Genomic DNA, 23,269 nt, shown 5'->3' on the forward strand with positions numbered 1-23,269 from the left:
CGACACGCCGCGTGATCGGCTGCCCGTCCGCCCGTACGGCCCCCTCCCGGTGGCGCGCGGGCGACGAACGGGAACCGTGGTGTGGCAGTTCGTCATGGTTCGTCTACGGAGGGTCTGTTCATCGTGCGCACCCGAACGGTGGCCCTGGCCACCGCGCTCGGCACCGTCCTGCTGGTTCCCGGCGCCCTGTCGCCCGAGGCCGCCACCGCGCCCGGCCGGCACGGGGACGCGAAGGCCCGCAGCGCCCCCGGGAGCGCCCCGGACGGGGCGGTGACCGCCGCCCAACTCCTCGCGGCCGTCCGGGGCTGCACCACCCAGGTCTCGCGCGGCCGGTACCGCACGGACGCCTCGGCGCCCCGGGCCACCGTGCCGGTGTGCGCCGGGCCCGGGGAGGTGCACTGGGAGGCCGACATGGACATCGACTGCGACGGGCGTCCCGGCCCGCACTGCAACCGGCGCACCGACCCCCACTTCCTGGCCCAGACGGCCTTCTCCCAGTCGGACGGCCGGTACCTCAGCGCCGAGGAGCTGCCGTTCGTCGTGGTGCCCGCCCCCGGTCCCCGGTGGCGGTACGCCGACCACGGGGTCCGGGGCGGCAGCGCGGCAGCCGTGGTCTACCGGGACCGGGTGCTGTACGCAGTGGTCGGGGACGTCGGACCCGCCGAGGTGATCGGCGAGGCGTCCTACGCGGCGGCCGAGGCCCTCGGCATCCCCTCCGACCCCCGCACCGGAGGGGCCCCGTCCCAGGTCACCTACATCGTCTTCACCGGCACCCGGGTGCAGCCGATCGAGAGCCACCGGGCCGCCGTCGTCGAGGGCGAGCGGCGGGCCGGGGCCCTGGTCGCCCGGCGGGCCGCAGCGGCCGCACCCCGCTGAGCGGTCCGCGCCGCCCTCACTCCTTGCGGTAGGCGTACGCCTCGGTGGCCGCCGCGGCCCCCGAGGCGAGGTCCGCACCGGTGGCCGCGGTCACCACCGCCGCCACCGCGCCCTCCACGAACGGCGCGTCCACCAGTCGGGTGCCGTCCGGGAGTTCGTCGCCCTCCGCCACCAGCGCCTTCACCGTGAGGACCGCACTGCCGAGGTCGGCGAGCACCGCCACCCCGGCGCCCCGGTCCACCCGGGCCGCCGCTGCCGCGATCAACTCCGCACTGGTGCCGAACCCGCCGCCCTCGGTGCCGCCGGCCGCCGCCACCGGCGCGGGCGCACCGCCGCCCGCGAGCGCCACCGCGAGGGCGGCCACCGACGCGGCGACCGCCGCGCTGTGCGAGACCAGCACGATGCCCACGACCCGTTCGCCGGGCCGCGCGTCCGCCAGGCCCGCCTCCCGCCCTCCGTCACTCACCCGGACCGCCTCCCTGGGCCGTGCCGAGCGCCGCGACGAGCAGGGCGGACGAGGTCGCGCCCGGGTCCTGGTGGCCGATGCTGCGCTCACCGAGGTAACTCGCCCGGCCCTTGCGGGCCAGCAACGGGATGGTGGCCTCGGCCCCCGTGTCGGCGGCGGCCCGGGCCGCCGCGAACGTCCCGCCGCCGGTGAGCGCCTCGACGGCGGGTACCAGGGCGTCCAGCATCGTCTTGTCGCCCCGGGCGGCGCCGCCCAGGGCCGCCACCGCCTCCACGCCGGTGTGCAGCGCGCTCGCGAACGCGTCCCGGGAGACCTCCGGCGCGTCCCCCAGCGCCTTGCCGGTACGACGCAGCAGCGTGCCGTACAGGGGCCCCGAGGCGCCGCCGACGGAGGAGATCAGCCGGCGCCCCGCGAGCACCAGGACCGCGCCGGGAGTGGTGGCGGCCGCCCCCTCCGGGGAGTCCAGGGCCTCCAGCACGGCGTGGAAGCCCCGGCGCAGGTTGCTGCCGTGGTCGGCGTCCCCGATCGGGGAGTCGAGCGCGGTCAGCCGGTCCGCCTCACGGGTCACGGCGGCGTCGGTCGCCCGGAGCCAGCGGCGGAAGAACTCGGTGTCCAGCAAGGTCACTCCTCGAAGACGGGACGGTACGGGCGGAAGGGTCAGCGTCCCCACCGCAGGGCGGGGGTGCTGACCGGGGCGTCCCACAGACGCAACAGCTCCCCGTCCACCTGGCAGATCGTCACCGAGGCGCCCGCCATGTCCAGGGAGGTGACGTAGTTGCCCACCAGGGTGCGGGCGACGGGCACCCCCCGTTCCCCGAGCACCCGCTGCACCTCGGCGTTGAACCCGTACAGCTCCAACAGGGGAGTGGCACCCATGCCGTTGACCAGGACCAGGACGGGGTCGCGCGGCTCCAGGTCGTCCAGGACGGTGTGCACGGAGAAGTCCGCGATCTCCCGCGAGGTCATCATCGGTCGACGTTCCCGCCCCGGCTCCCCGTGGATGCCGATGCCCAACTCCAGTTCGCCGGAGGGCAGGTCGAAGGTCGGGCTGCCCTTGGCCGGGGTGGTGACGGAACCGAGCGCCACCCCGAAGCTGCGGGAGTTCTCGTTCACCTGCCGGGCCACCGCCTGGACCTGCTCCAGGGACCGGCCCTCGTCCGCCGCCGCACCGGCGATCTTCTCCACGAACAGGGTGGCGCCGGTTCCGCGCCGGCCCGCGGTGTAGAGGCTGTCGGTGACCGCCACGTCATCGTTCACCAGTACCTTCGCCACCCGGATGCCCTCGTCCTCGGCGAGTTCGGCCGCCATGTCGAAGTTGAGCACGTCGCCGGTGTAGTTCTTGACGACGAAGAGCACCCCCGCACCGCTGTCCACCGCGGCGGCGGCCCGCAGCATCTGGTCCGGCACCGGGGAGGTGAAGACTTCGCCGGGGCAGGCCGCCGACAGCATGCCCGGCCCGACGAAGCCGCCGTGCAGCGGCTCGTGCCCCGAGCCCCCGCCCGACACCAGGCCGACCTTCCCCGCGACCGGGGCGTCCCGGCGGACGATGACCCGGTTCTGCACGTCGACGGCGAGGTCCGGATGGGCGGCGGCCAGCCCGCGGAGGGCATCGGCCACCACGGTCTCGGCGACGTTGATGAGCATGCGCAAGGTTCCTCCCGGGGGTGCTCCGGCGGCCGTGCGAGCGGCTGCCCCGATCGTGCGGGTCGGTTCCAGTATCGAAGGCGTCAGGGAGAAGGGGTACGTACCCGCGGCCGAATGTCGTAACCCGTTCGGGTGGCTGCACCGGCCCGCCACAGCAGGGCGACCACCAGCAGGGGTGCCGCGGCGACCCACCAGGGCAACGGCGCCCAGGCCAGCGGAGCCACCACGAGTCCGACGAGCGCGCCCGCCAGTTGCAGGGCCAACGACTGCACGGAGAGGGCCGTCGCCCGCCGCGAGGAGGGCACCACCCGGTGCAGCAGGTCGTTCTGGTTGGGGCCGGCCGCCCCCAGCCCCAGGTACAGCAGTCCGTAGCCCACGGCGCCCAGCGCCCACCCCGGCGGACCCGAGGACCCGGCGGTCGCCCCCAGCAGGAAGAGCCCGCCGCCGCCGACCGCCAGGGCGGCGCGCACCGCCCGGGCGCTCCCCCCGGTCAGTCGGGCGACGCGCGGTGCGAGCTGGTTGCCCAGGGCGGAACACGCGTATCCCGCACAGGCGAGTCCGGCGAACAGCGCCGCGCCCGATTCGACGGTTCCCGTCAGCACCGCCACCCGACCCGGGGTGAGCAACTCCACCGCCGCCAGGGCGCCCCCGATGGCCGCCGAGGTCAGCAGCACCCGTCGGACCAGGCTGCCGGAGACCCCCAGCCGCAGGCCGTCGACCACGGTCGCGGGCACGCCCCGCAGCACCGCGGAGGGCGACACCGCTGCCCGTGGCGCCTCGCGGAGCGCCAGCAGCGCGTACCCCGCGTACAGCAGGGCGGCGAGGGCCCCCAGCAGCGGCGGCGCGGACAACGGAAGCACCGGGGAGAACGCCGCGGCGGGGCCGGCCAGCAGCCAGGGCAGCAATCCGCCGAGCAGGGTCCCCACGGCGAGCGCCGCGGAGCCCGCGGCACTGCCGCGGGCCAGTCCGGTGCGCAGTTCGGCGCCCGGCCCCTGCCGTGCCTGCACCGCGTCCACGTACCAGGCTTCGGCGGGGCCGCTGGAGAGCGCCCGCCCGGCCCCCATCAGCGCCATGCCGGTGGCGAGCACCCAGGTGTGGGCGCCCAGGGCCAGGAGGGTGAAGGCGGCGGCGTTGAGGACGCCCGCCGCGGTGAGCACCCCGCGGCGCCCGATGACGTCGGACAGCCCTCCGGTGGGCAGTTCGAGCGCCACGGTGGTGAGGGAGTGCACGGCGAACAGGGCGGCGACGGTCGGCAGCGTCGCACCGCGTTCGGTGAACAGCAGCAGGAGCGGGGCGATGGTCAGGCCGACCGGCAGCCAGAAGAGCGCACAGGCCGTGGCGTAGCGGCGGCGGGCGGTACGGGGGCCGACCCCCGGTGTGCCGGCGTCCGGTGGGGGGCTCACGCCCCCTCACCGCTCACGGGTTCCGGGGCGAGCGGGAGCGCCGCGGTGACCAGGACGACCTGTCGGGCGCGGGGGTCTCCGGCGTCCCGCGCAGCGAGCTCCGCGAGCCGCTGCTCGTACACCTGTTGGAGTTCGGTCACCGACTCCGGGGTGAGCCGGTGCAGGAGGTCGCTGATGCCGGAGGGCTCGTGCCACTCCTCGCCCAGGCGTCCGGCGGCCACGTCCTCCTCGTGCTGTGCCAGTGCGGTGCCCAGGTGTTCCACCTGTCGGCGGCGCAGGGCGCCGACCGCTGCCCGTCCGGCCGGGGAGGCGGCCATGGCGGCGTTGTTCCAACTGGTGAGGGCGTGCACCGAGCGCCAGCGGCGCTCCCGCCCGTCCCGGTGTTCGGCCTCGGTGACGAAGGCGTACTGGGCGAGGACCCGCAGGTGGTAGCTGGTGGAGGCGGAGGTCTCCCCGGTGCGGGCGGCGAGTTCGCTGGCGGTGGCGGGCCCGTGTTGCCGCAGCAGGCCGAGCAGCCGGACGCGCAGCGGGTGGGTGAGGGCCTTGAGCGCGGCGGCATCGGTGGCGGGGTCGAGGACGCGGCGGTGCTCGTCGGGGGTCATGCGGCGAGCGTAGGACGCCCTCAGGGCTTTGCCAAATTATTTTTGCAGAATATTTTTGGCAAAATGGGAAGGGGCTCGCCCCGTTGGTCGCGCGGGGGAGCGGTGCCGGGGGCTACGCCGCGCGGACCATCTTGGTCAGCGAGAGGAGGCAGGCGGCCAACGAGTCGTGCTTGGGGGCGTCGTGGTCGCGGACGTGCGTCCACGCGGTGTAGAGGGTGGCCCACAGGAGCTGCTCGATCCAGGCGTCGGTGAGGCGGGGGTCCAGGTCCCCGGCGGCCCGTGCGCGGCCCAGCAGGTCGTGCAGGGCCCGGTCGGTCGCCGAATCCGGCTCCCCCTGCTCGTCCTCCCAGTCGGCGCTGACCAGCATCACGACGTCCCCGAGGTCGAACAACTCCTGGACCAGGCGCCCCAGGGCCTCCAGCGGCGGTCCTTCTTCGGTCCGGGCCCGCTGGGTGGCCTCGTCGATCCGGTCGGACGCGTACGCGGACAGCGCCTCCAGCAGGGCGGTGCGGTCGGCGAAGTAGCGCTGGAGGGTGCTCCGTGCCACCCCGGCGGCGTCGGCCACCCGGCCCATCGGTGCGGAACGGTCCTCGCTGAGGACCCGAACGGCGGCGTCGAGGATCGCCCGGCGGGTCCGTGACCGGGTGCGGGACTCCTCCGGCGGCATCTGCTTCAGCACCTCGTCAGTGTAGTGGTGCGGGTATTTGATTGCCCTTTCTGGTTGATGCATGCTCTTATTCGGGTCATGAGTGACCGATTTTCTGGAGAGGGTGCCACCACGGTGCCCGAAGGCCCCCCACCCGGTCCGCCGGGCGCCCGGTTCGCCCGGCTGCGCGTCCTGTGGGGCTTCGCCCGCCCGCACCGCGGCCGGCTCGGCCTCGGGCTGGCGCTCGCCCTGCTCGGTTCCGCGATGGAACTGGCCACCCCCCTGACCACCAAGCTGGTGCTGGACTCGCTCACCGGGGACGTCCGGCTCGCCTGGCCGATCACCGCCCTGCTCGTCCTGCTCGTGGTGGGCGCGGCCGTCGGCCTGTGGCAGGGCGTCCTGCTCGGCACCGTCGCCGAACGGATCGTGCTGGACGCGCGCGAGACCGTCGTCCGCCGCTACTTCCGGGCCGCCCTGCTCCCGCTCGCCGCCCGGCCCACCGGAGAACTCGCCACCCGGGTCACCTCCGACACCGTCCTGCTCCGCGAGGCCGCCTCCTCCAGCGTCGTCGGCCTGATCAACGGCGCGGTGCTCCTGGTCGGCACCCTGGCGCTGATGGGCGTCCTCGACCTGGTGCTGCTCGGCGTCACCGTGGGCTCCGTCCTCGCGATCGCCGTGGTCTTCCTGCTGCTGATGCCGCGCATCGCCACCGAGCAGGAGAAGGCCCAGGCCGCCCTCGGTCGCATGGGCGGCGCCCTCGAAGGCGCCCTGCGCGCCCTGCGGACCGTCAAGGCGGCCCGTGCTGAGGAGCGCATCGCCGAGCACATCCTCGGGGACGCCCGCACCGCCGCCGACCACGGGGTCAACGCCGTCCGGCGCGAGGCGGTGGCCTGGTCCGTCGCCTACGGAGGCATCCAACTCGCCGTCATCGGCATCCTCGGCCTCGGCGCCTGGCGGGTCTCCACCGGAGCCCTGGAGGTCTCCAGCCTGATCGCCTTCCTCCTCTACACCTTCGGTCTGATGGGCCCGGTCACCGAACTCTCCACCCACGTCACCGCGGTGCAGTCGGGCATCGCCGCCGCGGCCCGCATCCGAGAGGTGGAGGACCTCCCCCTCGAAGCCGCTGCCCCGGCCGCCGCCACCGTCGTGCCCGCGCCCCGCGCCCGCCCGGACACCGCCCCCCTGATCGAGGTGCGGAACGTCTTCGTCCGCTACGTCCCCGGCGCCGAGCCGGCGATACGCGCACTGGACCTGGACCTCCCGGCCCGGGGCCACACGGCGATCGTCGGCCCGTCCGGGGCGGGCAAGACCACCCTCTTCTCCCTGCTGCTGCGGTTCGTCCACCCCGAGACGGGCACCCTGCACCTGCACGGCACCGACTACGCCGACCTCCCGCCGGACCGCGTCCGTCGGCACTTCGCCTACGTCGAGCAGGACACCCCGCTCGTCCCCGGCTCGGTCCGCGACAACATGCTGCTCGCCCACCCCGAGGCGACCGAGGCGGAGCTGTACCGGGCGCTGGACGACGTCCGGCTCGGCGATCACGTCCGCGCCCTGCCCGAGGGGCTGGACACGGTGCTGATGCCCGGCACCCTCTCCGGCGGTCAGCGCCAGCGCATCGCCCTCGCCCGGGCCCTGCTGGGCGCGCCGGACGTCCTGCTGCTGGACGAGGCCACCGCCCAGATCGACGCGCTCACGGAGGCCGCCGTCACCGAGCGGGTCCGGGCCCAGGCCGACCGGGCCGCCGTCGTCTCCATCGCCCACCGCCTCTCCACGGTGGTGGGCGCCGACCGGATCGTCGTCATGGAGGACGGCGCGGTCCGGGCCGCCGGCACCCACCGGGAACTCCTGCGCACCGACCGGCTCTACCGCGACCTGGTCGAGGCCCTGCACATGAACGCCCCGGGCGCCCCGCCCGAGGCGGTGCGCTGACGGGGTCAGGGACGGTCGGCCAGTCCGCAGTCCCCGCACTTGGCGCCGGCCGGCGCCCGGTAGTACAGACAGCAACTGCGGCGCCGGAAGGCGAGGTCGTCTCCGGTGATCGTGCCCGTTCCGGCCAGCCGCCCGGTGCTCAGCAACCGCTCCACCAACGGCACCAGCCGCCCGCGCGCCTCCGGGCGGGCCACCAGGACCGCCCGACCCGCCTCGACCAGCGCCGAGGCGGAGTTGCCGTCCAGCAGCCGGGGGGCCACCTTCGCCGGGAGCCCGGCCCGCAGCACCTCCAACCGCCCCGTCACCACCGCGTCGTGGAGTTGGTCGGCGAGCCGGGGGAGCGGGGCCGCGTACCGTCCCGCGGCCCGGGGGAGCCGGAGCGTCGCATCGCGGTCGGAGTGCTGGAGGGCGGAGAGTTCGGGCACGATGCCGTGCAGCACCGCGCAGGCCAGGACCGGCGACCACAGCCGGGCGGCGTGCCCGAGGTGGGCGATCGACACGGCCACCCGCAGCTCCTCGCTGCGGTGCCGGGCCGCCACCGCTGCCACCAGGTGGGACAGGCCCCGGGCGTACGCCCGGTCGATCGGCTGCCAGCCCGTGTCAGGTCCACCGATCCGGACCGCGAAGAACCCGTTGATCCCCGCCACGTCGTGCAGCGCGGCGGCCACCTCCGCCTCGGGGGCGGGGGAGCCCGGTCGCCCCCCGGTCATCGACGGGGGAGCTTCGCCGGCCCGTCGTCCCCGGTGAGCAGGGTGACGTAGGGCGTGCCGGTACGCGGGTGGGCGCCCACCTCGGCGTCCACCCGGTACACCGAGGAGAGCAGTTCGGGGGTGAGGACCTCGGCCGGGGGGCCGAGCGCGACCACCCGCCCCGCGGCCAGGACGCACAGCCGGTCGCAGAAGGCGGCGGCCAGGTTGAGGTCGTGCAGGGCGACGACCGCGGTGGCGCCGAACCGCCGGACCAGGGTCAGCACGTCCAACTGGTGGCGCAGATCGAGGTGGTTGGTCGGCTCGTCCCACACCATGGTCCCGCACTGCTGGGCCAACGCCCGGGCGATCAACACGCGTTGCTTCTCGCCGCCGGACAGGTGCTGGAACGGGGCGTCGGCGAGTTCGACCACGTCGAGCCGGGTCAGGGCGTGGGTGATCACGGCCCGGTCGTGGGCGTCGTCGCCCGCGAACGCCCGTTTGTGGGGGGTGCGGCCCATCGCCACCACGTCGTACACGGTCAGGTCGAAGTCACCGGCGCTCTCCTGGAGCACCGCGGCCAGCCGCCGTGCCACCTGCTTGCCGGGCAGTCGCCAGACGTCCTCGCCGTCCAGCAACACCCTTCCCGTGGTGGGGCGTTGGGTCCGGTAGACGGTGCGCAGCAGCGTCGACTTCCCGGCGCCGTTGGGGCCGGCGAGCCCGAGCACCTCGCCCGGAGCCACCCGGAGGGACACCCCGTGGACCAGGTCCCGGCCGCCCACGGTGACCGTCACGTCCTCGATGTCCAGGGCTCCCGGCGCCGTCGTGCCCTCGGGCGTCCGCGTCACGTTGTCCTCCTTCTCATCAGCCACAGGAAGAACGGCCCGCCCACCAGGGCGGTGAGGATCCCCACCGGGACCTCCTCGGGACTCATCAGGGTCCGCGCCGCGAGGTCCGCCGCGATCAGGAACGCGGCGCCCAACAGCGCGGCGGCGGGCAGCGCCCGGCGGTGGTCGGCGCCCACCAGCAGCCGCACCACGTGCGGCATGATCAGGCCGACGAAGCCGATCTGACCGCTCACCGCCACCATGGTGCCGATCATCAGCGCCACCACGGTGAACATCGACGCCCGGAAGCGGTGCACGTCCAGCCCCAGCGCCGTCGCCGCCTCCTCCCCGCTGAGCAGCAGGTTCAGCGGACGGCTCACCCCCAGCAGCACCGCCGTGCCGGCGAGCACCACCACGGCGGGTATCCACAGCATCGACCAGGTGGTGCCGGCGAGTCCGCCGAGCATCCAGCGCAGGGCGGACTGGGTCTTGTGCGGGTCGTTCGAGGTGACGATCAGGAAGCTGGCCAGCGCCGACAGCACCTCCGCCATGGCGACCCCGGCCAGTACCAGGCGCAGGGTGGTCATCCGCCCGCCGGAGCGGGCCAGGAAGTACACCGCGACCAGCGCGGCGAGCGCCCCGGCGAAGGCCGCCACGGGCAGGGTCACCAGCCCGAACACGGTGATGTTCAGCACCAGGACCAGCACCGCGCCGACCGAGGCGCCCGAGGAGACGCCCAACAGCATCGGGTCGGCGAGCGGATTGCGCACCAGGGCCTGGAGGGCCATGCCGGCCACTGCGAGGCCGGCGCCGACCACCGCGCAGAGCAGCACCCGCGGCAGCCGCACGTCCAGGACGATGGTCTCCCGCACCGGGGACCAGGTGGCCTCGGCGAGGCCCGGGTGCACCTGGTGCGCCAGGATGCCCCAGACCTGGCCTGCGGGCACCGACACCGAGCCGATGGCGATGCCCGCGGTGGCGGTCACCACCACCGCGGCGGCCAACAGCAGGAGCACCACCGGAAAGGGAAGTCGGGCGCGGCGCGCCCGGGCGGGGGCCGGGGCGGGCCCGGCCCCCCGGTTCACCGGGTCGGTGTCCGCGCGGGGGGCGCCCGTCACCGGAAGCGGGCCGGGTGCAGTTGCCGGGCGAGTCCGTCCACGCCCGCCGGCACCCGGACGCCGAGGACCGTGGAGGAGAGCGGCAGGACCGCGAACCGCTCGTTCTTGATGGCCGGGACGTCCTTCAGCGCGGGGTTGGCCAGCAGGAACTTCTTCTTCTGGGCGACGCTCGTGTCCCCGTAGTCGTAGATGACGATCGCTTCCGGGGCCCGCTCGGCGACCTGCTCGAACGAGACGTCACCGAACTGCTTGTCCAGGTCGGCGAAGACGTTCTGCCCGCCGGCCTGTTCGATCATCTCGTTGCCGATGCCCGCGCCGCCGGCGGTGAAGGCGGTCTTGTCGCCGCTGTCGTAGACGAAGACCTCGACCGGCTCGGTGTCGCCCAGCTTCTCCTCGACGTCCTTGAGGGCCGTGCGGACCTTCTCGATCTCCCGGTCGGCACGGTCCGGTACCCCGAACACCTTGCCGAGGGTGCGCAGTTCGGTCTCGATCAGTTCCATGCTCATCGGCCCGGGCGGACACTCCTCCACGTTCACGTAGGAGTTGACGCCGGCCTTGGCCAGCGCCTCGCGCCCGCGCCCCTCCTTCTCGTCGAAGGCGCTGGAGAAGCCGGCGTAGGCGAAGTCGGGTTCGGCGGCGAGGATGTTCTCGAAGGAGGGGTACTCGTCCGAGATGACCTCGATGCCGCGGTACGCCTCGGCGTACTCGGGCAGGATCTCGTCGTCCAGGTAGGCGGTGCCGACCATGGACTTCTCCAGCCCGAGCGCCAGCAGGATCTCGGTGACGTGCTGGTTGAGGGTGACCGCGCGCTTCGGCGGACGCTCGTAGGTCGTCTTCACCCCGCAGTTGGTGAGGGTGACGGGGAAGCCCTCGGGGGCGTCGCCCGCCGCGCGGTCCTTCCCGTCGTCACCGCCGCCGCTGCCGCAGCCGGATATCAGGAAGACGGCTGCGGCCAGCAGGGACAGGGAGCGTTTGGCCATGGTGGAGTCGGTCCTCTCACCGCGTCACGGCAGGATGCGCCGTGCCCGCGATCGGTTCGTTGGTTCAGCGCACGTCGACGGAGGGCGTGGTGCTCACTCGACGCGGCGGAGCGAAGACGTACAGGTCGAGGATCTCCGGCAGGGGAACGATCCCCGGCCCGCCGGCCCGCACCCAGGAGACGATGTCCTCGGTGGCCGCGGGGTCGTTGACCAGACCCAGCCAGACGGGACGTCCGCCGGCCGCGCGGCCGGCGGCGGACGGGCGGACCACGACCACATTGGCCTGGTCGCACACGTCCAGGCAGGCGGAGACCGTCACCGATGTCCGCGCCTGGAACCGCGCGAGTTGCGCGGCGTGGTCTGCGGGCACCTTGGCGCTGCCGCAGCAGCAGTCCCGGCACACCACGACCCGGCACGGCACCGGATCGTCGGACCGTTGCCCTTCGGGCATCCCGACTCATCCTCCCCTCTGGGGAGATCCGCCCCAGTTCTGTCGAGGAGGCGACCGCGTGAGTCTCCTGGCTCTCGGGTCACCGCTCGCCCCGCCCTTCCCACCCGCACAGGGGCAGTGGGCCGTTCGGGGTCCGCTCGCCGATCACAGTGGCGGGACCGCACCGGATTCGCACCGGTTTCCTCGTTCCGCCGTCGCCTTTCCGCGCCATCATGACAGACCCGGGCCGTGGTGCGTATGCCCAGGGCGCGGTTGCCGTGCAGGTCACACGGGCGTCCGACGGGGAGTCGGGTCCGTCGGTGCGGACGGGGCCACCGTCCGCACCGACGAGCGGGGGTCAGGCCGCGACGAGCGCCGCCTCTGCGGCGGGCCGCTCCGACCAACTGTCGGCGAGGTCCCGGCGGGCCCGGGCCACCCTGGACCGGATGGTTCCGATCGGGCAGCCGAGGGCCTCGGCGGCGTCCGCGTACGACCAGCCCAGCAACCGGGTCAGGACGAACGCCTGCCGCCGTCCGGGCTCCAGCGCTTCGAGGGCGTCCATGAAGGCCACCGACTCCTCGAAGCCGGGCAGTTGACGGGGTTGGGCGCGTTCCGCCGCCGCCAGCCAGTCGGCGGTGTCGGCGATCCGGGGTCGGGCGGAGGCCCGGCGCAGCCGGTCCACCACGACCCGGCGGGCGATCGAGAGCAGCCAGGTGCGGGCGCAGGACCGGCCGGCGAAGCCGCCGAGGCTGGTGAGCGCGCGCAGGAAGGTCTCCTGTGCCAGGTCCTCGGCCCCGGGCACGTCCGTGGTGAGGTGGGCGACGAACCGCCGCACGTCGTCGTAGGTGGCGTGCACGAAGAGTTCGGCGGCGCGCTGGTCGCCGAGCCCGGCGGCCAGGGCCCAGGTGGTGATCTCCGCGTCCCGGTGGGCGTAGCGGTCGGCCGCGGTGCCGCGGCGCGCGGTGCGCCCCGAGCCGTTCTGTTGTGAATAGGGCATGACAAATCATCCTTCGCATCCGGAATATTTCCGGCAAAGGTGAGAAAAGCGAAAAGTCGGAAAGGCAAAAGCTGACGGAAGCGTCAGCGCGCGAAGGACGGCGGGCCGCGGCGCGGCACCGCGCGCAGCAGGTCCAGCGGGGACGGGAGCCGGTCGCGGGTGGCGCGCTCCGTGGTGCCCGACGGAGGCGCCGGGAGCGGGCGGGCGCCGCCCAGGACCGCCACCGCGAACCGCAGCAGCCCGCTGAGGAACAGGTCCAGGGCCTGCCCCAGTTGGGCGAGGGAGCGCTCGCCGCGCCACAGCCACCAGCCGCACACCGCGCCCGCCAGTGCGTGGGCGCCAGTCATGGCGGAGGTCGGTGCGAGGGCGTCGAGCAGGCCCCCCAGCGCGTGCAGGGCGGCGGCGCCCTCCCCGGCCGGCATCCCGTGGGTGCCCGGCGGCATGACGTGGCCCGCGTGCGGCCCGTGCCCGGGCGTCGGGTCCGGGGGGTCGTGGGCCAGTCCGAACAGGGCGTGCAGGGCGAGCTGGACGGCCGAGCTCACCACGATCACCGTGCCCGCGGAGCGCGGCCGGCGGCTCAACCACCAGCCGACCAGGGCCACGGGGGGCACGGCGAGCAGGTACCCGCCCGGGGCGGGCGAGGCCCCCGACGCGAGGTCGTGACCGAATCCGGACACCGCGACGCACACGGCGACGAGGATCGCCGTGTGGACGAAGCGGAGTGGGGTTCCGGCTCCCATGGTGGTCATGGTGCCAGTGGGATGCCCTACCGGGGCAAGGGAGTTGACGGAACAGTTGGCGCGATCGGGTCCGTTTCCGGACACCCGGGCGCTGTGACCCATGTCACCGGAGCGGGTGGGGAACTTTCCGTACCGCAGGTCCGACCACTGGGCGACCGCCGTGCGCTCGCCCGTACGTTCCCCCCTCGCACGTGACAGATGCGGAGCTCCTGCCGTGAACCTCCCCCACGACCGCGCCGCCCCCGGCGCCGAGTCCACGCCCGCGACCGACGTGCCCGGCCCCCCTCCCGGAGTCGTCCCGCCCCGATCGCCCCGATCGGCCCCCCGCGTCACGCTCCGTTCCGACCTGCGGGCCGGTTTCCTCGACGGATCGGTGGCCCTGCTGGTCACCGCCGCCGTGTTCGTCCTGATCTACGTCCGCATCAAGGCCGGGACCTCCTCCACCCTCACCGTGATGCCGTTCATGGCCGACGCCGGAGCCTTCTGGCTCTACTTCCTCAGCCAGGCGTTCGGCTGGTCCGCGCTGCTCTGGGCCTGGGGCACGGTGATCCTCGGGCTGCTGCTGTCCGGGCCCCGCCCCGCACGGCTGCCGTGGTCCGTCGCCCGGCTGGAGCGCCTCCACCGCACCACCAGCCTCAACACCATCGCCCTGATCGCGGCGCACGCCCTGCTGTTCGCCGCGGAGCTGATCCGGTACGACTCCGACGCCTGGTACGCCGCCACCGCCACCGCCTTCGTCGAGACCTTCGTCCCCGGCGGCTACGACTCGGGCACCGGCCGGATCGCCATCCCCATCGGGCAGGCGGCCCTCTACCTCGCCATCCCGCTCGGCCTGCTCTTCTACGTCCGCCACCGCATCGGACCCAAGACCTGGCGGGTCCTGCACCGCTTCGTCCTCGTGGTCTACGTCCTCAGCGTCTGGCACACCCTGCTCTACGGAACGAACGTCTGGTACGACGGCTGGTTCCGCACCGCCGTCTGGCTGCTCCAACTCCCCGTCGCCGCACTGTTCCTGGCGCGACTGCTGCGTCCCGCGCGTCGCTCCCAGCGACTCGGCCGGCCCGGTGCGGGGGCGCCGACGCGGCTGGCCTGGGCGGCGCGGTTCACCGGCCGGCTGACCGTCGTCGCGGTGCTCGTCGCCCTGGTGGCCGTGCTGGCCACCGGGCGGGACGGGGGACGCGTCCGGCCGCCCGCCGACACCACCTCCAGCCACACCGACCACGACTGAACCGCCCTCACGACGGTCGACCGACCGCTGGTGAACGCGGACGACGGAGGGTGATCCCCTTCGGCCGGGCCCGGCCCCGCCGAGGCCGCGGATCTCTCCTCCACCGCGCTCACCAGCGGTTTTCGCATGTCCGGAGGGCGCCGTCCGGCAGGTTCCCGAGCGGTGCGGGGCCGGGCCCGCTCACCCCTCTCAATACCCCCCTGGGTATTTGTTATGGTGAGGGGGATGGATACCCCGGGGGGTACAGCAGAGGAGTGTGCAGTCGTGTTCTTCGTCGACACCCTGGACTTCGAGGGCCTGGGCAACCGCAGCTACCTGGCCGGCGGCCCGCGGACCGCGGTGGCCGTCGACCCGCCGCGCGACATCGACCGGCTCCTCGCCGTGGCGGCCCGCCGCAACGTGCGGATCACCCACGTCGTCGAGACCCACCTGCACAACGACTACGTGACCGGCGGCCTCGAACTGGCCCGGGTCAGCGGCGCCCACTACCTGGTGCCCGCCGCCGCCTCGGTCTCCTTCGCCCGCACCCCCGTCCACGACGGCGACACGGTGCAGATCGACACCGGGCTGACCCTGCGGGCGCTGGCCACCCCGGGACACACCCCGCACCACACCTCGTACGTGCTGACCGAGGACGGCCGTGACGTCGCCGCCTTCACCGGCGGCTCCCTGCTCATCGGCGGAGTCGGCCGCCCCGACCTGGTCGAGCCCCGGCTCACCGAGGAACTGGCCCGTGCCCAGCACGCCTCCGCGCACCGACTGGCCGACGCCCTCGCCGACGACGTCCCGGTCCTGCCCACCCACGGGTTCGGCAGCTTCTGCTCCTCGGGCGCGGGCGGCGGCAACGCCTCCACCATCGGCGCCGAACGCCGGGGCAACGCCGCACTGACCCACGACGCCGCCACCTTCGTCGCCGCCCTGCTGGCCGACCTGGAGGACGTCCCCGCGTACTACGCCCACATGGGACCCGCCAACGCCGCGGGGCCCGCACCGATCGACCTCACCCCGCCGCGCACCGCCGACGCGGACGAGATCGCCGCCCGGCTCGCCGCCGGGGAATGGGTGGTCGACCTGCGCAGCCGGGTCGCCTTCGCCCGCGGGCACGTCACCGGGGCGCTGAACTTCGAGGGCGACGGCAAGCTCGCCACCTACCTCGCCTGGCTGATCCCCTGGGGCAAGCCGGTCACCCTGCTCGCCGAGACGCCCGAACAGATCGGTGCCGCCCAGCGCGAGCTCGCCCGGGTGGGCATCGACCGGCCCGCCGCCGCGGCCAGCGGCGACCCCCTCAGCTGGGTGCGCCAGGGGGAGGACCTCGCGACCTTCCCCCGCGCCACCTTCGCCGAGCTGGCCGCGTTGCGCGCCGCCACCGACCCCGCCGCGCCGGCGGAACCGGTGGTCGTCCTGGACGTCCGCCGGGACTCCGAGCACGCCGCGGGCGCCGTCACCGGAGCGGTCCACGTCCCCCTGCACCAGTTGCGGGGCCGACTGGCCGAGATACCTCCGGGCGTGGTGTGGGTGCACTGCGCGGGCGGCATGCGCGCCGCCATCGCGGCCTCGCTGCTGGACGCGGCCGGCCGCACCGTGGTGGCCGTCGACGACGGCTTCGACGCCGCGGTCCGGGCCGGACTCACCTGACGGACCCGGCACCACCGCACTGCCCGTACCACCAGCACCATCCGGAGCGCACCATGTGTCCCCCCTGTCGACCCCAAGGGCCCCGCGCCGCGGCGGCCGCCGCCGTCCACGGGGGCGGGCCGTCATGAACGAACTGCTCCTCGCCCTGGCCGCCGGCGGCGCCGTGGGGCTCACGCTCGGCGCCCTGGGCGCCGGGGGCGCGATCATCGCCGTCCCCGCACTGATCTACCTCCTCGGGTTCACCCCCGCCGAGGCGACCACCGCGAGCCTGCTGGTGGTCTCCCTCACCTCGCTGACGGCCCTGTACGCCCACGCCCGGACCGGAGCCGTCCGCTGGCGCGCGGGACTCCTCTTCGCCGCGGCCGGACTGCTCCCCGCAGCGGTCGCCGGCATCCTGGCGACGCGGCTGCCCGCGGCCCTGCTGACCGCTGCCTTCGCGCTGGTCGCGGCCGTGGCCGCGGTACGGATGCTGCGCCCCGCAACCCCGACCGGGACGGACGCCGTGCGGCCGGGCCGGGCCGCGGCGGCGGGCGCCGGACTGGGGGCGCTGACCGGGCTGCTCGGTGTGGGCGGCGGGTTCCTCGCCGTACCGGCGCTGGTGGCAGTGCTGGCCTTCGAGCTCCGGGCGGCGGTGGCCACCAGCCTGTTGGTCGTCTCGACGAACTCGCTGGTCGCCCTGAGCGCCCGCGGGGGCGCCGCGGGCGCGGTCGACTGGGCGGTGGTCGGGCCCTTCGCCGCCGCGGCGATCCTGGGTGCCTGGGACGGCAAGCGCCTGGGGGCGAAGCTCCCGGACGCGGTGGTCCGCCGGGTGTTCGCCGGCGTCCTGCTGACGGTGGCCCTGGTGATGCTCGTGGACGCACTCCGATGAGGGCGCGGACGGAGCACCGCGCCCGGCCCGCGGCGGGGCCGGGCGGTCCGGCGGTCAGGCCAGGGAGAGGAAGAGCTTCTCCAGACGGGCCCGCATCCGGTCCCGGTCCTCCGGCTCGGACATGTCCTCGTCGGTCAGACAGCGCTCCAGGCCCGTCGCGATGATCGCGAAACCGGCCCGGTCCAGGGCCCGGGAGGCCGCGGCGAGCTGGGTGACCACATCGGCGCAGTCCCGGCCCTCCTCGATCATCTTGATCACTCCCGTGATCTGACCCTGCGCCCTGCGCAGTCGGTTGACCACGGTCTTCAGTTCCTCGGCCGCCAAAGCCAGCTCCACGGCACTCTCCGTTCTCTATACCCCTACGGGTATTCTATCGGAGGGGCGCGGCGCACCGGAAACACCCGTTCACCGCACCACCCAGCACAGGAAGAAGGCACGACACCGTGACGGCAACCCCCATCACCTCCGCACTCACCCCCGACCAGGCCGCCCGACGGATCGACACGCTCACCGTGATCGACGTCCGGACCCCGGGGGAGTACGCTTCCGGCCACCTCCCGCAGGCCCTGAACATCCCGCTGGACGACCTCCGCGCTGCGCTGCCGGACCTCCAGGCCGCCGCCGACCGCGGCGACCTGCTGATCGTGTGCGCCTCCGGCAACCGCTCCGCGCAGGCGTGCGCCACCCTGGCCGCCGAGGGCCTCGGCGCCGCGACCCTCACCGGGGGCACCACCGAGTGGGCGCGCCTCGGATACGCGCTCGACCGCCCCGAGGGCGGCCGGGCGGTCTGGGCGATGGAGCGCCAGGTCCGCCTCGCCGCGGGCTCGATGGTCCTCGCCGGGCTGCTCGCCGGCCGCCGTTGGGGCGGCGCCCGCTGGGTCTCCGCGGGCATAGCCGGCGGACTGGTGTTCTCGGCGGTCACCAACACCTGCGGAATGGCGCAGGTGCTCTCCCGACTGCCGCACAACCGCGCCCGCGCCTGCGACCTGAACACCGCGCGCGACGCACTGCGCGCCCCCGGCGCGCCGGTCGAGTAGCGCCCGCCCTCCCGCCGCACGCGCCCCCGGGCCCGCCGGATCCCCGGCGCCGGCCCGGGGGCGCGGTGGCGCCCCGCGGTCCCCGGTCCCGGTGCGTTCGCCCTCCCGGACGCGCGTCGACCGGTGCCCGCCGGGCATGACGGGCCCGGGGGTGGGTAGCTGACACGAGGGAGGCGCTCCCGGGCGGCGGGCGTCCCCGGCGGCCCGGGCACCCGGTCCCGCGCGGAGCCCCACGGAGGACGCCTTGCTGACCATCGACCCGCCCCGTCGCCCCGCCACCCCGCCGCCCCGGCTCGGTCCGCCGCCCCGGCCCCGCCGCCCCACCGCCGGCCCCGGCGTGGTCATCGTCTCCCCGGACGTCGACGCCAGCCTCGCCTGGGCCGGCCGGCTGCACCGGGCGGGCCCGCCCCGGTACCTCGTCCGCCGCTGGGGCGACCACCGCGGCTACGAGCACCTGCGACGCGCCCCCGGGGTGCTCGCCCTGCTGGACGTGCCGCACCCCGAGTCCGGCGCCGAACTCGTCCAACGGATCAGGTCCTTGCGGCTGCTCGCCCCGGTCGCCGTGGCCACCGCACACCGGGTCGACCACGCCGCACTGCTCTCGGCCGGTGCCGTGAACGTCCTTCGGCGCAACAGCGCCGAGAGCGCGCTCGCCGCCCGGATCGAAGCCGATCTGCGCTGGCTGCGGCGCGGGCCCGCCCCCGGCCCCGGGCGACGCGAACCCCTCCGGCCCTACCGCAGCCAGTCCCTGTTGCTGGGCATCCTGCTGGCCGTGCGCTCCCCGCTCTGCTGCCACGACATGCGCTGGCTGCTCGGGGACGCGGCCCGCCCGATGAGCCTGCGCGCCCTGCGTGCCCGGGTGGCACGCCTCGCCCCCCACCTGGCCCGCCACGGACTGGTGTGCCACCGCCAGGTGCGCTGGGGAGCGGACACCCTCACCGTGCACCCTGCGGCCCAGGGGCGCGCCTGAGCTGCCGGCCCCCGCCGACCGCCCGGCGCACCCCCTCCGACCAGCGGGGACGGCCGCCCGGCGTTGCTACCGTGGGCGCATGGTGAGCGAGACGCGATCCCCCCACGGCCGCCGGGCCCAACTCCGGGACTTCCTCCGCACCCGTCGGGCGCGGCTGACCCCCGAGGACGTGGGCCTGCCGCCCGGGGAGCGCCGGCGCACCCCGGGCCTGCGCCGGGAGGAGGTGGCGATCCTGGCCGGCGTCGGGGTGTCCTGGTACACCTGGTTGGAACAGGGCCGCGACATCAACGCCTCCGCCGAGGTGCTGGACGCCGTCGCCCGCACCCTGCGGCTCAGCGGACCGGAACGCGTCCACCTGTACCTGCTGGCCGGGCTCAACCCGCCGGCCGCCGGGCCGGTGCGCACCGAGGTCACCCCCCAGTTGCAGGGGCTGATCGACGCCTGGGCGCCCCGCCCGGCGATCCTGCGGGACCGGCACTGGAACCTGGTGGTGGTCAACGACTCGGCCCGGGAGGTCTTCGGGTACGAAACGACCGACCACAACTGTCTGTTCACCTTCTTCACCAATCGCCGCTACCGGTCCGCGCACACCGACTGGGAACGGATCGCCCCTGAGGTCGTCGCGGCCTTCCGCGCCGACTACGCACGTCACCCCGGCGACCCGGAGTTCGGTCGGATCGTCGACGAACTCAGCGCGTCGAGCGCCGAGTTCGCTGCCCTGTGGGCGCGGCACGACGTGGCCGAGGTGACCCAGGCGGTCAAGGCGATACACCACCCGGAACTGGGCCGCATGGTCTTCGACACCACCGTCCTCGCCCTCGCCGAGTGGCCCGGCCACCGCCTGGAGCTGCAGAACCCGCAGCCCGGCAGCGGCACCGCCGCCAAGCTCGACGCCCTGGCCGCCGCCCGGTCCGCGCGGGCGCACTGACGACTCCGCCCCAGGGTGGTGGTGCCGGTACCAGGTTCGTCCCGCACTGCCGGCCCCGCCCGGCCGGCCCGAGGCTGGGCGCATGACCACCGACACCGCTCGTTTCGCGAACAAGACCGCGCTCATCACCGGAGGCGCCAGCGGCATGGGCTTCGCCGTCGCCCGCCGCCTGCTGGACGAGGGGGCCCGGGTCGTCCTGACCGGACGCGACCAGGCCCGACTGGACGCCGCCGCCGACCGGTTGGCCGCCGGCGACCGGGTCCTGACCGTTCGCCAGGACGCCTCCGACATCCCCGGCACCCAGACCCTCGCCGACCGGATACGCGACCACCACGGCAGCCTCGACGTCCTGTTCGCCAATGCCGGGGTCGCCTCCTTCCAGCCCGCCGCCGAGGTCACCGAGGACGAGTTCGACCGGGTCGTCGGAACCAACCTGAAGGGCGTCTTCTTCACCGTCCAACGGGCCCTCCCCCTGCTCGGCGCGGGATCCTCGGTGGTGATCAACGCCTCCTGGACCGCCCACCGCGGGCTGCCCAACGGCTCGCTGTACTCGGCGACCAAGGCCGCGGTGCAGAGCCTGGCCCGCACCCTCGCCGCCGAACTGGGCCCGCGCGGCATCCGGGTGAACACGGTGAGCCCCGGCTACATCGACACGCCGATGTACCGTCAGGAGGTCGACCCCGCCACGGAGGCCGCCGTGACCGCGCAGATCGCCGCCCGCCGCATCGGCACCGCCGAGGACGTGGCCGAGGTCGTCGCCTTCCTCGCCTCCGACCGCGCCGCCTACGTCAACGGTCAGGACCTGCTCGTCGACGGCGGTCTGGTGGCCGCCGTCCCCGCCGCGCTCTGACCCCGCGACCGCTCCTCACCTCCCGTTCCGTCGCCGCCCGACGGCCCGCCCCGTACCCAGGCACCAGTCGGGGTCGCCATACTGGACGGGCCAACAGGCGCTGACGGTGAGACGACGGGGGCGACGACGGGAGATGACCGACACCAGGGTGATCCAGGGCCGCTACCGACTGGTCGACGTGATCGGACGGGGCGGCATGGGCGAGGTGTGGCGGGCCAGGGACGAGTCCCTGGGCCGGGCCGTGGCCGTGAAGTGCCTCAAGACGCTCGGCCCGCACCACGACCCGGCCCACGCACGGGTGCTCAGGGAGAGGTTCCGGCGCGAGGCCCGGGTGGCGGCGGGACTCCAGCACCGGGGCGTGACCGTCGTCCACGACTTCGGCGAGTGGGACGGTTCGCTGTTCCTGGTGATGGAACTCCTGGAGGGCCGCAACCTCAGTCAACTCCTGGCGGACCACGGACCGCACCCGCTGCCCGTCGACGAGGTCCTCGACATCGCCGAACAGGTGGCCTCGGCCCTCGCCTACACCCACGAACAGGGCATCGTGCACCGGGACCTGAAGCCCGCGAACATCATGCGCACGGCCGACGGCACGGTGAAGATCTGCGACTTCGGCATCGCCCGGTTCGGCCAGGGCCACGGGACCGGACGCACCTCGCGCCTGACCCACACCGGCATCGCCATGGGCACGCCCCACTACATGTCGCCGGAGCAGATCGTCGGCTCCGAGGTCGACCGGCGCAGCGACCTGTACTCCCTCGGCTGCGTCCTCTACGAGATCGCCACCGGCGCCCCGCCGTTCGACCACGACGACGCCTGGGCGGTGCTCATCGGGCACCGCGACACCCAGCCCGAGCCGCCCCGCAGTCACCGCGCCGAACTGCCCGCCCACTTCGAGTCGATCGTCCTCGACCTGCTGGCCAAGGAGCCCGGTGCCCGCCCCCGCGACGCCCGGGAACTGGCGCACCGGCTCAGCGACGGCCGCGGCCCCGTCCGCCACCCGGTGACCTCGTGCCCCGCCCCGGCTTCCGAGGGGCACCCTCCGCAGCCCGACCGCTCCGGCCCGCTGCCCTCGTGGACCAGCGGCATGACCTTCGGCCGGATGGCCGCCGCCGGCGTTGCCCCCCCCCCCCCCCCGACCCCGCCCGCCGGACTGACCGCCGAGTGGATCGCCCGCCCGCCGACCGGCCGCACCCGGGCCGTCCCCGTTCCGGAACGTCCCGCGCCCGCCCCGGAGACCGTGGCCGTCCTGGTGTCCCGGCACAACGCGGGGCTGAGCCTCGGCCGGCTCGGACGCTGGGCCGAGGCGGGGGAGGTGCACCGCTCGGTGGCCGCCGAACGGGAACACGCCCTGGGCCCCGACCACCCGGACACCCTGGCCAGCCGGTACGAGGTCGCGTTCACCCTCAGCCGCACCGGCCGCGCCCCGGACGCCCTGCGCGAGTACGAGCGGGTCACCCGGGGACGGGAACGGGTCCTGGGCGCCGACCACCCCGACACCCTCGCCGCCCGCCAGGAGACGGCCTACGTCCTCGGGCAACTCGGCCGCCACTTCGACGCCCACCAGGTGTACACGGCCGTCCTCGACGCGCGCGAGCGCACCATGGGCGCCGACCATCCCGACACCCTGCGCTGCCGACACAACCTCGCCTTCAACCTCAGCCGACTCGGACGCCTGGAGGACTCCCACCGGATGGCCGGCCAGGTGGCCGAGGCCCGCACCCGGGTGCTGGGGGCCGACCACCCGGACACCCTGGTCACCCGCTACGAAGTCGCCTACGCGCTGGGCCAGTTGGGTCGGTGGACGGAGGCCCTCGACACCTACCGCGAGGTGGCCCGGGCCCGGGCCCGTTCCCTGGGCGCCGACCACCCCGACACCCTCGCCGCCCGCTACGAGGTCGGCATCAGCCTGGGCCGTCTCGGCCACAGCGCCGAGGCCCTGGAGCTGTACAAGGAACTGATCGCCGACCGGACCCGGGTGCAGGGCGCCACCCACCCCGAGACCTTGCGGGCCCGGCACGGGCTCGGAGTCAACCTCGGCCGGCTCGGCCGTTGGGAGGAGGCCCTCGGCGAGGCCCGCGAGGTGTGCACCATCCGGGAGCACGCCCTCGGCGGCGACCACCCCGACACCCTGGCCAGCCGCCGGGAGGTGGCCGTGGGGCTGGGCTGGTTGGGGCACTGGGAGGAGGCCATGGCCGCGTACCACACGGTGGCCGAAGCCCGGGCCCGGGTGCTGGGCGCCGACCACCCCGACACCCTCGCCAGCCGCAACGACGAGGCGCACTGCCTGGAGCAACTGGGGCGGGGCACCGAGGCGGTGGAGCTGTACCGGCAGGTCGCCGCCCTGCGCCAGGGCGCCGCCGGGCCCTGACGGCGACGCGCGGCTCCACCCGGTGCGCACTGGCC

The 23,269-nt window shown here is 74.8% G+C and carries 24 protein-coding genes and 1 riboswitch; of the genes, 10 read left to right on the forward strand and 14 right to left on the reverse strand.

Annotated features, from left to right (window positions below; genetic code table 11):
- The first annotated feature begins 123 nt into the window (after nucleotides 1–123).
- Nucleotides 124–876, forward strand: a complete 753-nt coding sequence (locus ABT092_RS20645) for a glycoside hydrolase family 75 protein (protein WP_351245877.1) — start codon at nucleotides 124–126, stop codon at nucleotides 874–876.
- 16 nt (nucleotides 877–892) lie between these two features.
- Here the strand turns inward: ABT092_RS20645 and ABT092_RS20650 are convergent, their stop codons facing one another.
- The 6 genes from ABT092_RS20650 to ABT092_RS20675 form a co-directional block, all read right to left on the reverse strand.
- Complete coding sequence (locus ABT092_RS20650) at nucleotides 893–1,342, reverse strand: PTS sugar transporter subunit IIA domain-containing protein (RefSeq protein WP_502968470.1); 450 nt, start codon at nucleotides 1,340–1,342, stop codon at nucleotides 893–895.
- Nucleotides 1,335–1,961 (reverse strand): dihydroxyacetone kinase subunit DhaL, encoded by a 627-nt coding sequence (dhaL, locus tag ABT092_RS20655; protein WP_351245879.1) that lies wholly within the window; start codon nucleotides 1,959–1,961, stop codon nucleotides 1,335–1,337. Before dhaL ends, ABT092_RS20650 begins: the two co-directional genes overlap by 8 nt.
- A 38-nt stretch (nucleotides 1,962–1,999) precedes the next feature.
- On the reverse strand, nucleotides 2,000–2,992 hold the full coding sequence (gene dhaK, locus ABT092_RS20660) for a dihydroxyacetone kinase subunit DhaK (RefSeq protein WP_351245881.1): 993 nt from the start codon (nucleotides 2,990–2,992) through the stop codon (nucleotides 2,000–2,002).
- 77 nt (nucleotides 2,993–3,069) lie between these two features.
- Nucleotides 3,070–4,389, reverse strand: coding sequence for an MFS transporter (locus tag ABT092_RS20665; protein WP_351245883.1), 1,320 nt, complete (start codon nucleotides 4,387–4,389; stop codon nucleotides 3,070–3,072).
- Complete coding sequence (locus tag ABT092_RS20670) at nucleotides 4,386–4,991, reverse strand: ArsR/SmtB family transcription factor (protein ID WP_351245885.1); 606 nt, start codon at nucleotides 4,989–4,991, stop codon at nucleotides 4,386–4,388. Before ABT092_RS20670 ends, ABT092_RS20665 begins: the two co-directional genes overlap by 4 nt.
- 112 nt (nucleotides 4,992–5,103) lie before the next feature.
- The gene (locus ABT092_RS20675; protein ID WP_351245887.1) at nucleotides 5,104–5,670 is read right to left on the reverse strand and encodes a TetR/AcrR family transcriptional regulator; all 567 of its coding nucleotides are present in this window, start codon (nucleotides 5,668–5,670) and stop codon (nucleotides 5,104–5,106) included.
- Between the two features lie 66 nt (nucleotides 5,671–5,736).
- On the opposite strand from ABT092_RS20675, the gene ABT092_RS20680 reads away from it, so the two are divergent.
- Nucleotides 5,737–7,569 (forward strand): ABC transporter ATP-binding protein, encoded by a 1,833-nt coding sequence (locus ABT092_RS20680; RefSeq protein ID WP_351245889.1) that lies wholly within the window; start codon nucleotides 5,737–5,739, stop codon nucleotides 7,567–7,569.
- 5 nt (nucleotides 7,570–7,574) lie between these two features.
- Here ABT092_RS20680 and ABT092_RS20685 read toward each other — a convergent pair whose 3' ends face one another.
- The 7 genes from ABT092_RS20685 to ABT092_RS20715 all read right to left on the reverse strand — a co-directional run bounded on the left by ABT092_RS20685 (nucleotide 7,575) and on the right by ABT092_RS20715 (nucleotide 13,356).
- Nucleotides 7,575–8,279, reverse strand: coding sequence for a (2Fe-2S)-binding protein (locus ABT092_RS20685; RefSeq protein ID WP_351245891.1), 705 nt, complete (start codon nucleotides 8,277–8,279; stop codon nucleotides 7,575–7,577).
- Nucleotides 8,276–9,103: an ABC transporter ATP-binding protein gene (locus ABT092_RS20690; protein WP_351245893.1), complete on the reverse strand. Its 828-nt coding sequence runs from the start codon at nucleotides 9,101–9,103 to the stop codon at nucleotides 8,276–8,278. The genes ABT092_RS20685 and ABT092_RS20690 overlap by 4 nt, the downstream gene beginning before the upstream one ends.
- Nucleotides 9,100–10,098, reverse strand: coding sequence for a FecCD family ABC transporter permease (locus ABT092_RS20695; RefSeq protein ID WP_502968471.1), 999 nt, complete (start codon nucleotides 10,096–10,098; stop codon nucleotides 9,100–9,102). Before ABT092_RS20695 ends, ABT092_RS20690 begins: the two co-directional genes overlap by 4 nt.
- A gap of 98 nt (nucleotides 10,099–10,196) precedes the next feature.
- Nucleotides 10,197–11,180, reverse strand: coding sequence for an ABC transporter substrate-binding protein (locus tag ABT092_RS20700; RefSeq protein WP_351245895.1), 984 nt, complete (start codon nucleotides 11,178–11,180; stop codon nucleotides 10,197–10,199).
- A gap of 64 nt (nucleotides 11,181–11,244) precedes the next feature.
- The gene (locus ABT092_RS20705; RefSeq protein WP_351245897.1) at nucleotides 11,245–11,631 is read right to left on the reverse strand and encodes a (2Fe-2S) ferredoxin domain-containing protein; all 387 of its coding nucleotides are present in this window, start codon (nucleotides 11,629–11,631) and stop codon (nucleotides 11,245–11,247) included.
- 44 nt (nucleotides 11,632–11,675) lie between these two features.
- Nucleotides 11,676–11,852, reverse strand: a riboswitch (cobalamin riboswitch).
- A 116-nt stretch (nucleotides 11,853–11,968) separates the two neighbouring features.
- Entirely contained in the window at nucleotides 11,969–12,607 is a 639-nt protein-coding gene (locus ABT092_RS20710; RefSeq protein ID WP_351245899.1) for a sigma-70 family RNA polymerase sigma factor, read from the reverse strand.
- Between the two features lie 83 nt (nucleotides 12,608–12,690).
- Nucleotides 12,691–13,356: a hypothetical protein gene (locus tag ABT092_RS20715; protein ID WP_351245901.1), complete on the reverse strand. Its 666-nt coding sequence runs from the start codon at nucleotides 13,354–13,356 to the stop codon at nucleotides 12,691–12,693.
- 205 nt (nucleotides 13,357–13,561) lie between these two features.
- Between ABT092_RS20715 and ABT092_RS20720 the strand changes: the two genes are divergently transcribed.
- From ABT092_RS20720 to ABT092_RS20730, 3 genes are all read left to right on the forward strand, one after another.
- Nucleotides 13,562–14,575: a ferric reductase-like transmembrane domain-containing protein gene (locus tag ABT092_RS20720; RefSeq protein ID WP_502968472.1), complete on the forward strand. Its 1,014-nt coding sequence runs from the start codon at nucleotides 13,562–13,564 to the stop codon at nucleotides 14,573–14,575.
- Between the two features lie 264 nt (nucleotides 14,576–14,839).
- Entirely contained in the window at nucleotides 14,840–16,210 is a 1,371-nt protein-coding gene (locus ABT092_RS20725; RefSeq protein ID WP_351245903.1) for a rhodanese-like domain-containing protein, read from the forward strand.
- A 124-nt stretch (nucleotides 16,211–16,334) separates the two neighbouring features.
- Nucleotides 16,335–17,078 (forward strand): sulfite exporter TauE/SafE family protein, encoded by a 744-nt coding sequence (locus ABT092_RS20730; RefSeq protein WP_351245905.1) that lies wholly within the window; start codon nucleotides 16,335–16,337, stop codon nucleotides 17,076–17,078.
- Nucleotides 17,079–17,132: 54 nt separating this feature from the next.
- On the opposite strand, the gene ABT092_RS20735 is transcribed toward ABT092_RS20730, so the two are convergent.
- Entirely contained in the window at nucleotides 17,133–17,414 is a 282-nt protein-coding gene (locus ABT092_RS20735) for a metal-sensitive transcriptional regulator (RefSeq protein WP_351245907.1), read from the reverse strand.
- A 107-nt stretch (nucleotides 17,415–17,521) separates the two neighbouring features.
- On the opposite strand from ABT092_RS20735, the gene ABT092_RS20740 reads away from it, so the two are divergent.
- From ABT092_RS20740 to ABT092_RS20760, 5 genes are all read left to right on the forward strand, one after another.
- Nucleotides 17,522–18,115, forward strand: a complete 594-nt coding sequence (locus ABT092_RS20740; protein WP_351245908.1) for a rhodanese-like domain-containing protein — start codon at nucleotides 17,522–17,524, stop codon at nucleotides 18,113–18,115.
- A gap of 244 nt (nucleotides 18,116–18,359) precedes the next feature.
- Nucleotides 18,360–19,085, forward strand: a complete 726-nt coding sequence (locus ABT092_RS20745) for a response regulator transcription factor (RefSeq protein WP_351245910.1) — start codon at nucleotides 18,360–18,362, stop codon at nucleotides 19,083–19,085.
- Between the two features lie 79 nt (nucleotides 19,086–19,164).
- Entirely contained in the window at nucleotides 19,165–20,013 is an 849-nt protein-coding gene (locus ABT092_RS20750) for a helix-turn-helix transcriptional regulator (RefSeq protein ID WP_351245912.1), read from the forward strand.
- Nucleotides 20,014–20,095: 82 nt separating this feature from the next.
- Nucleotides 20,096–20,863 (forward strand): glucose 1-dehydrogenase, encoded by a 768-nt coding sequence (locus tag ABT092_RS20755; protein ID WP_351245914.1) that lies wholly within the window; start codon nucleotides 20,096–20,098, stop codon nucleotides 20,861–20,863.
- Between the two features lie 133 nt (nucleotides 20,864–20,996).
- Nucleotides 20,997–23,234, forward strand: a complete 2,238-nt coding sequence (locus ABT092_RS20760) for a serine/threonine-protein kinase (protein ID WP_351245916.1) — start codon at nucleotides 20,997–20,999, stop codon at nucleotides 23,232–23,234.
- Nucleotides 23,235–23,269: the final 35 nt, after the last annotated feature.

The sequence above is a fragment of the Streptomyces sp. NPDC002490 genome (genome assembly GCF_040296045.1).
Lineage (GTDB): Bacteria > Actinomycetota > Actinomycetes > Streptomycetales > Streptomycetaceae > Streptomyces.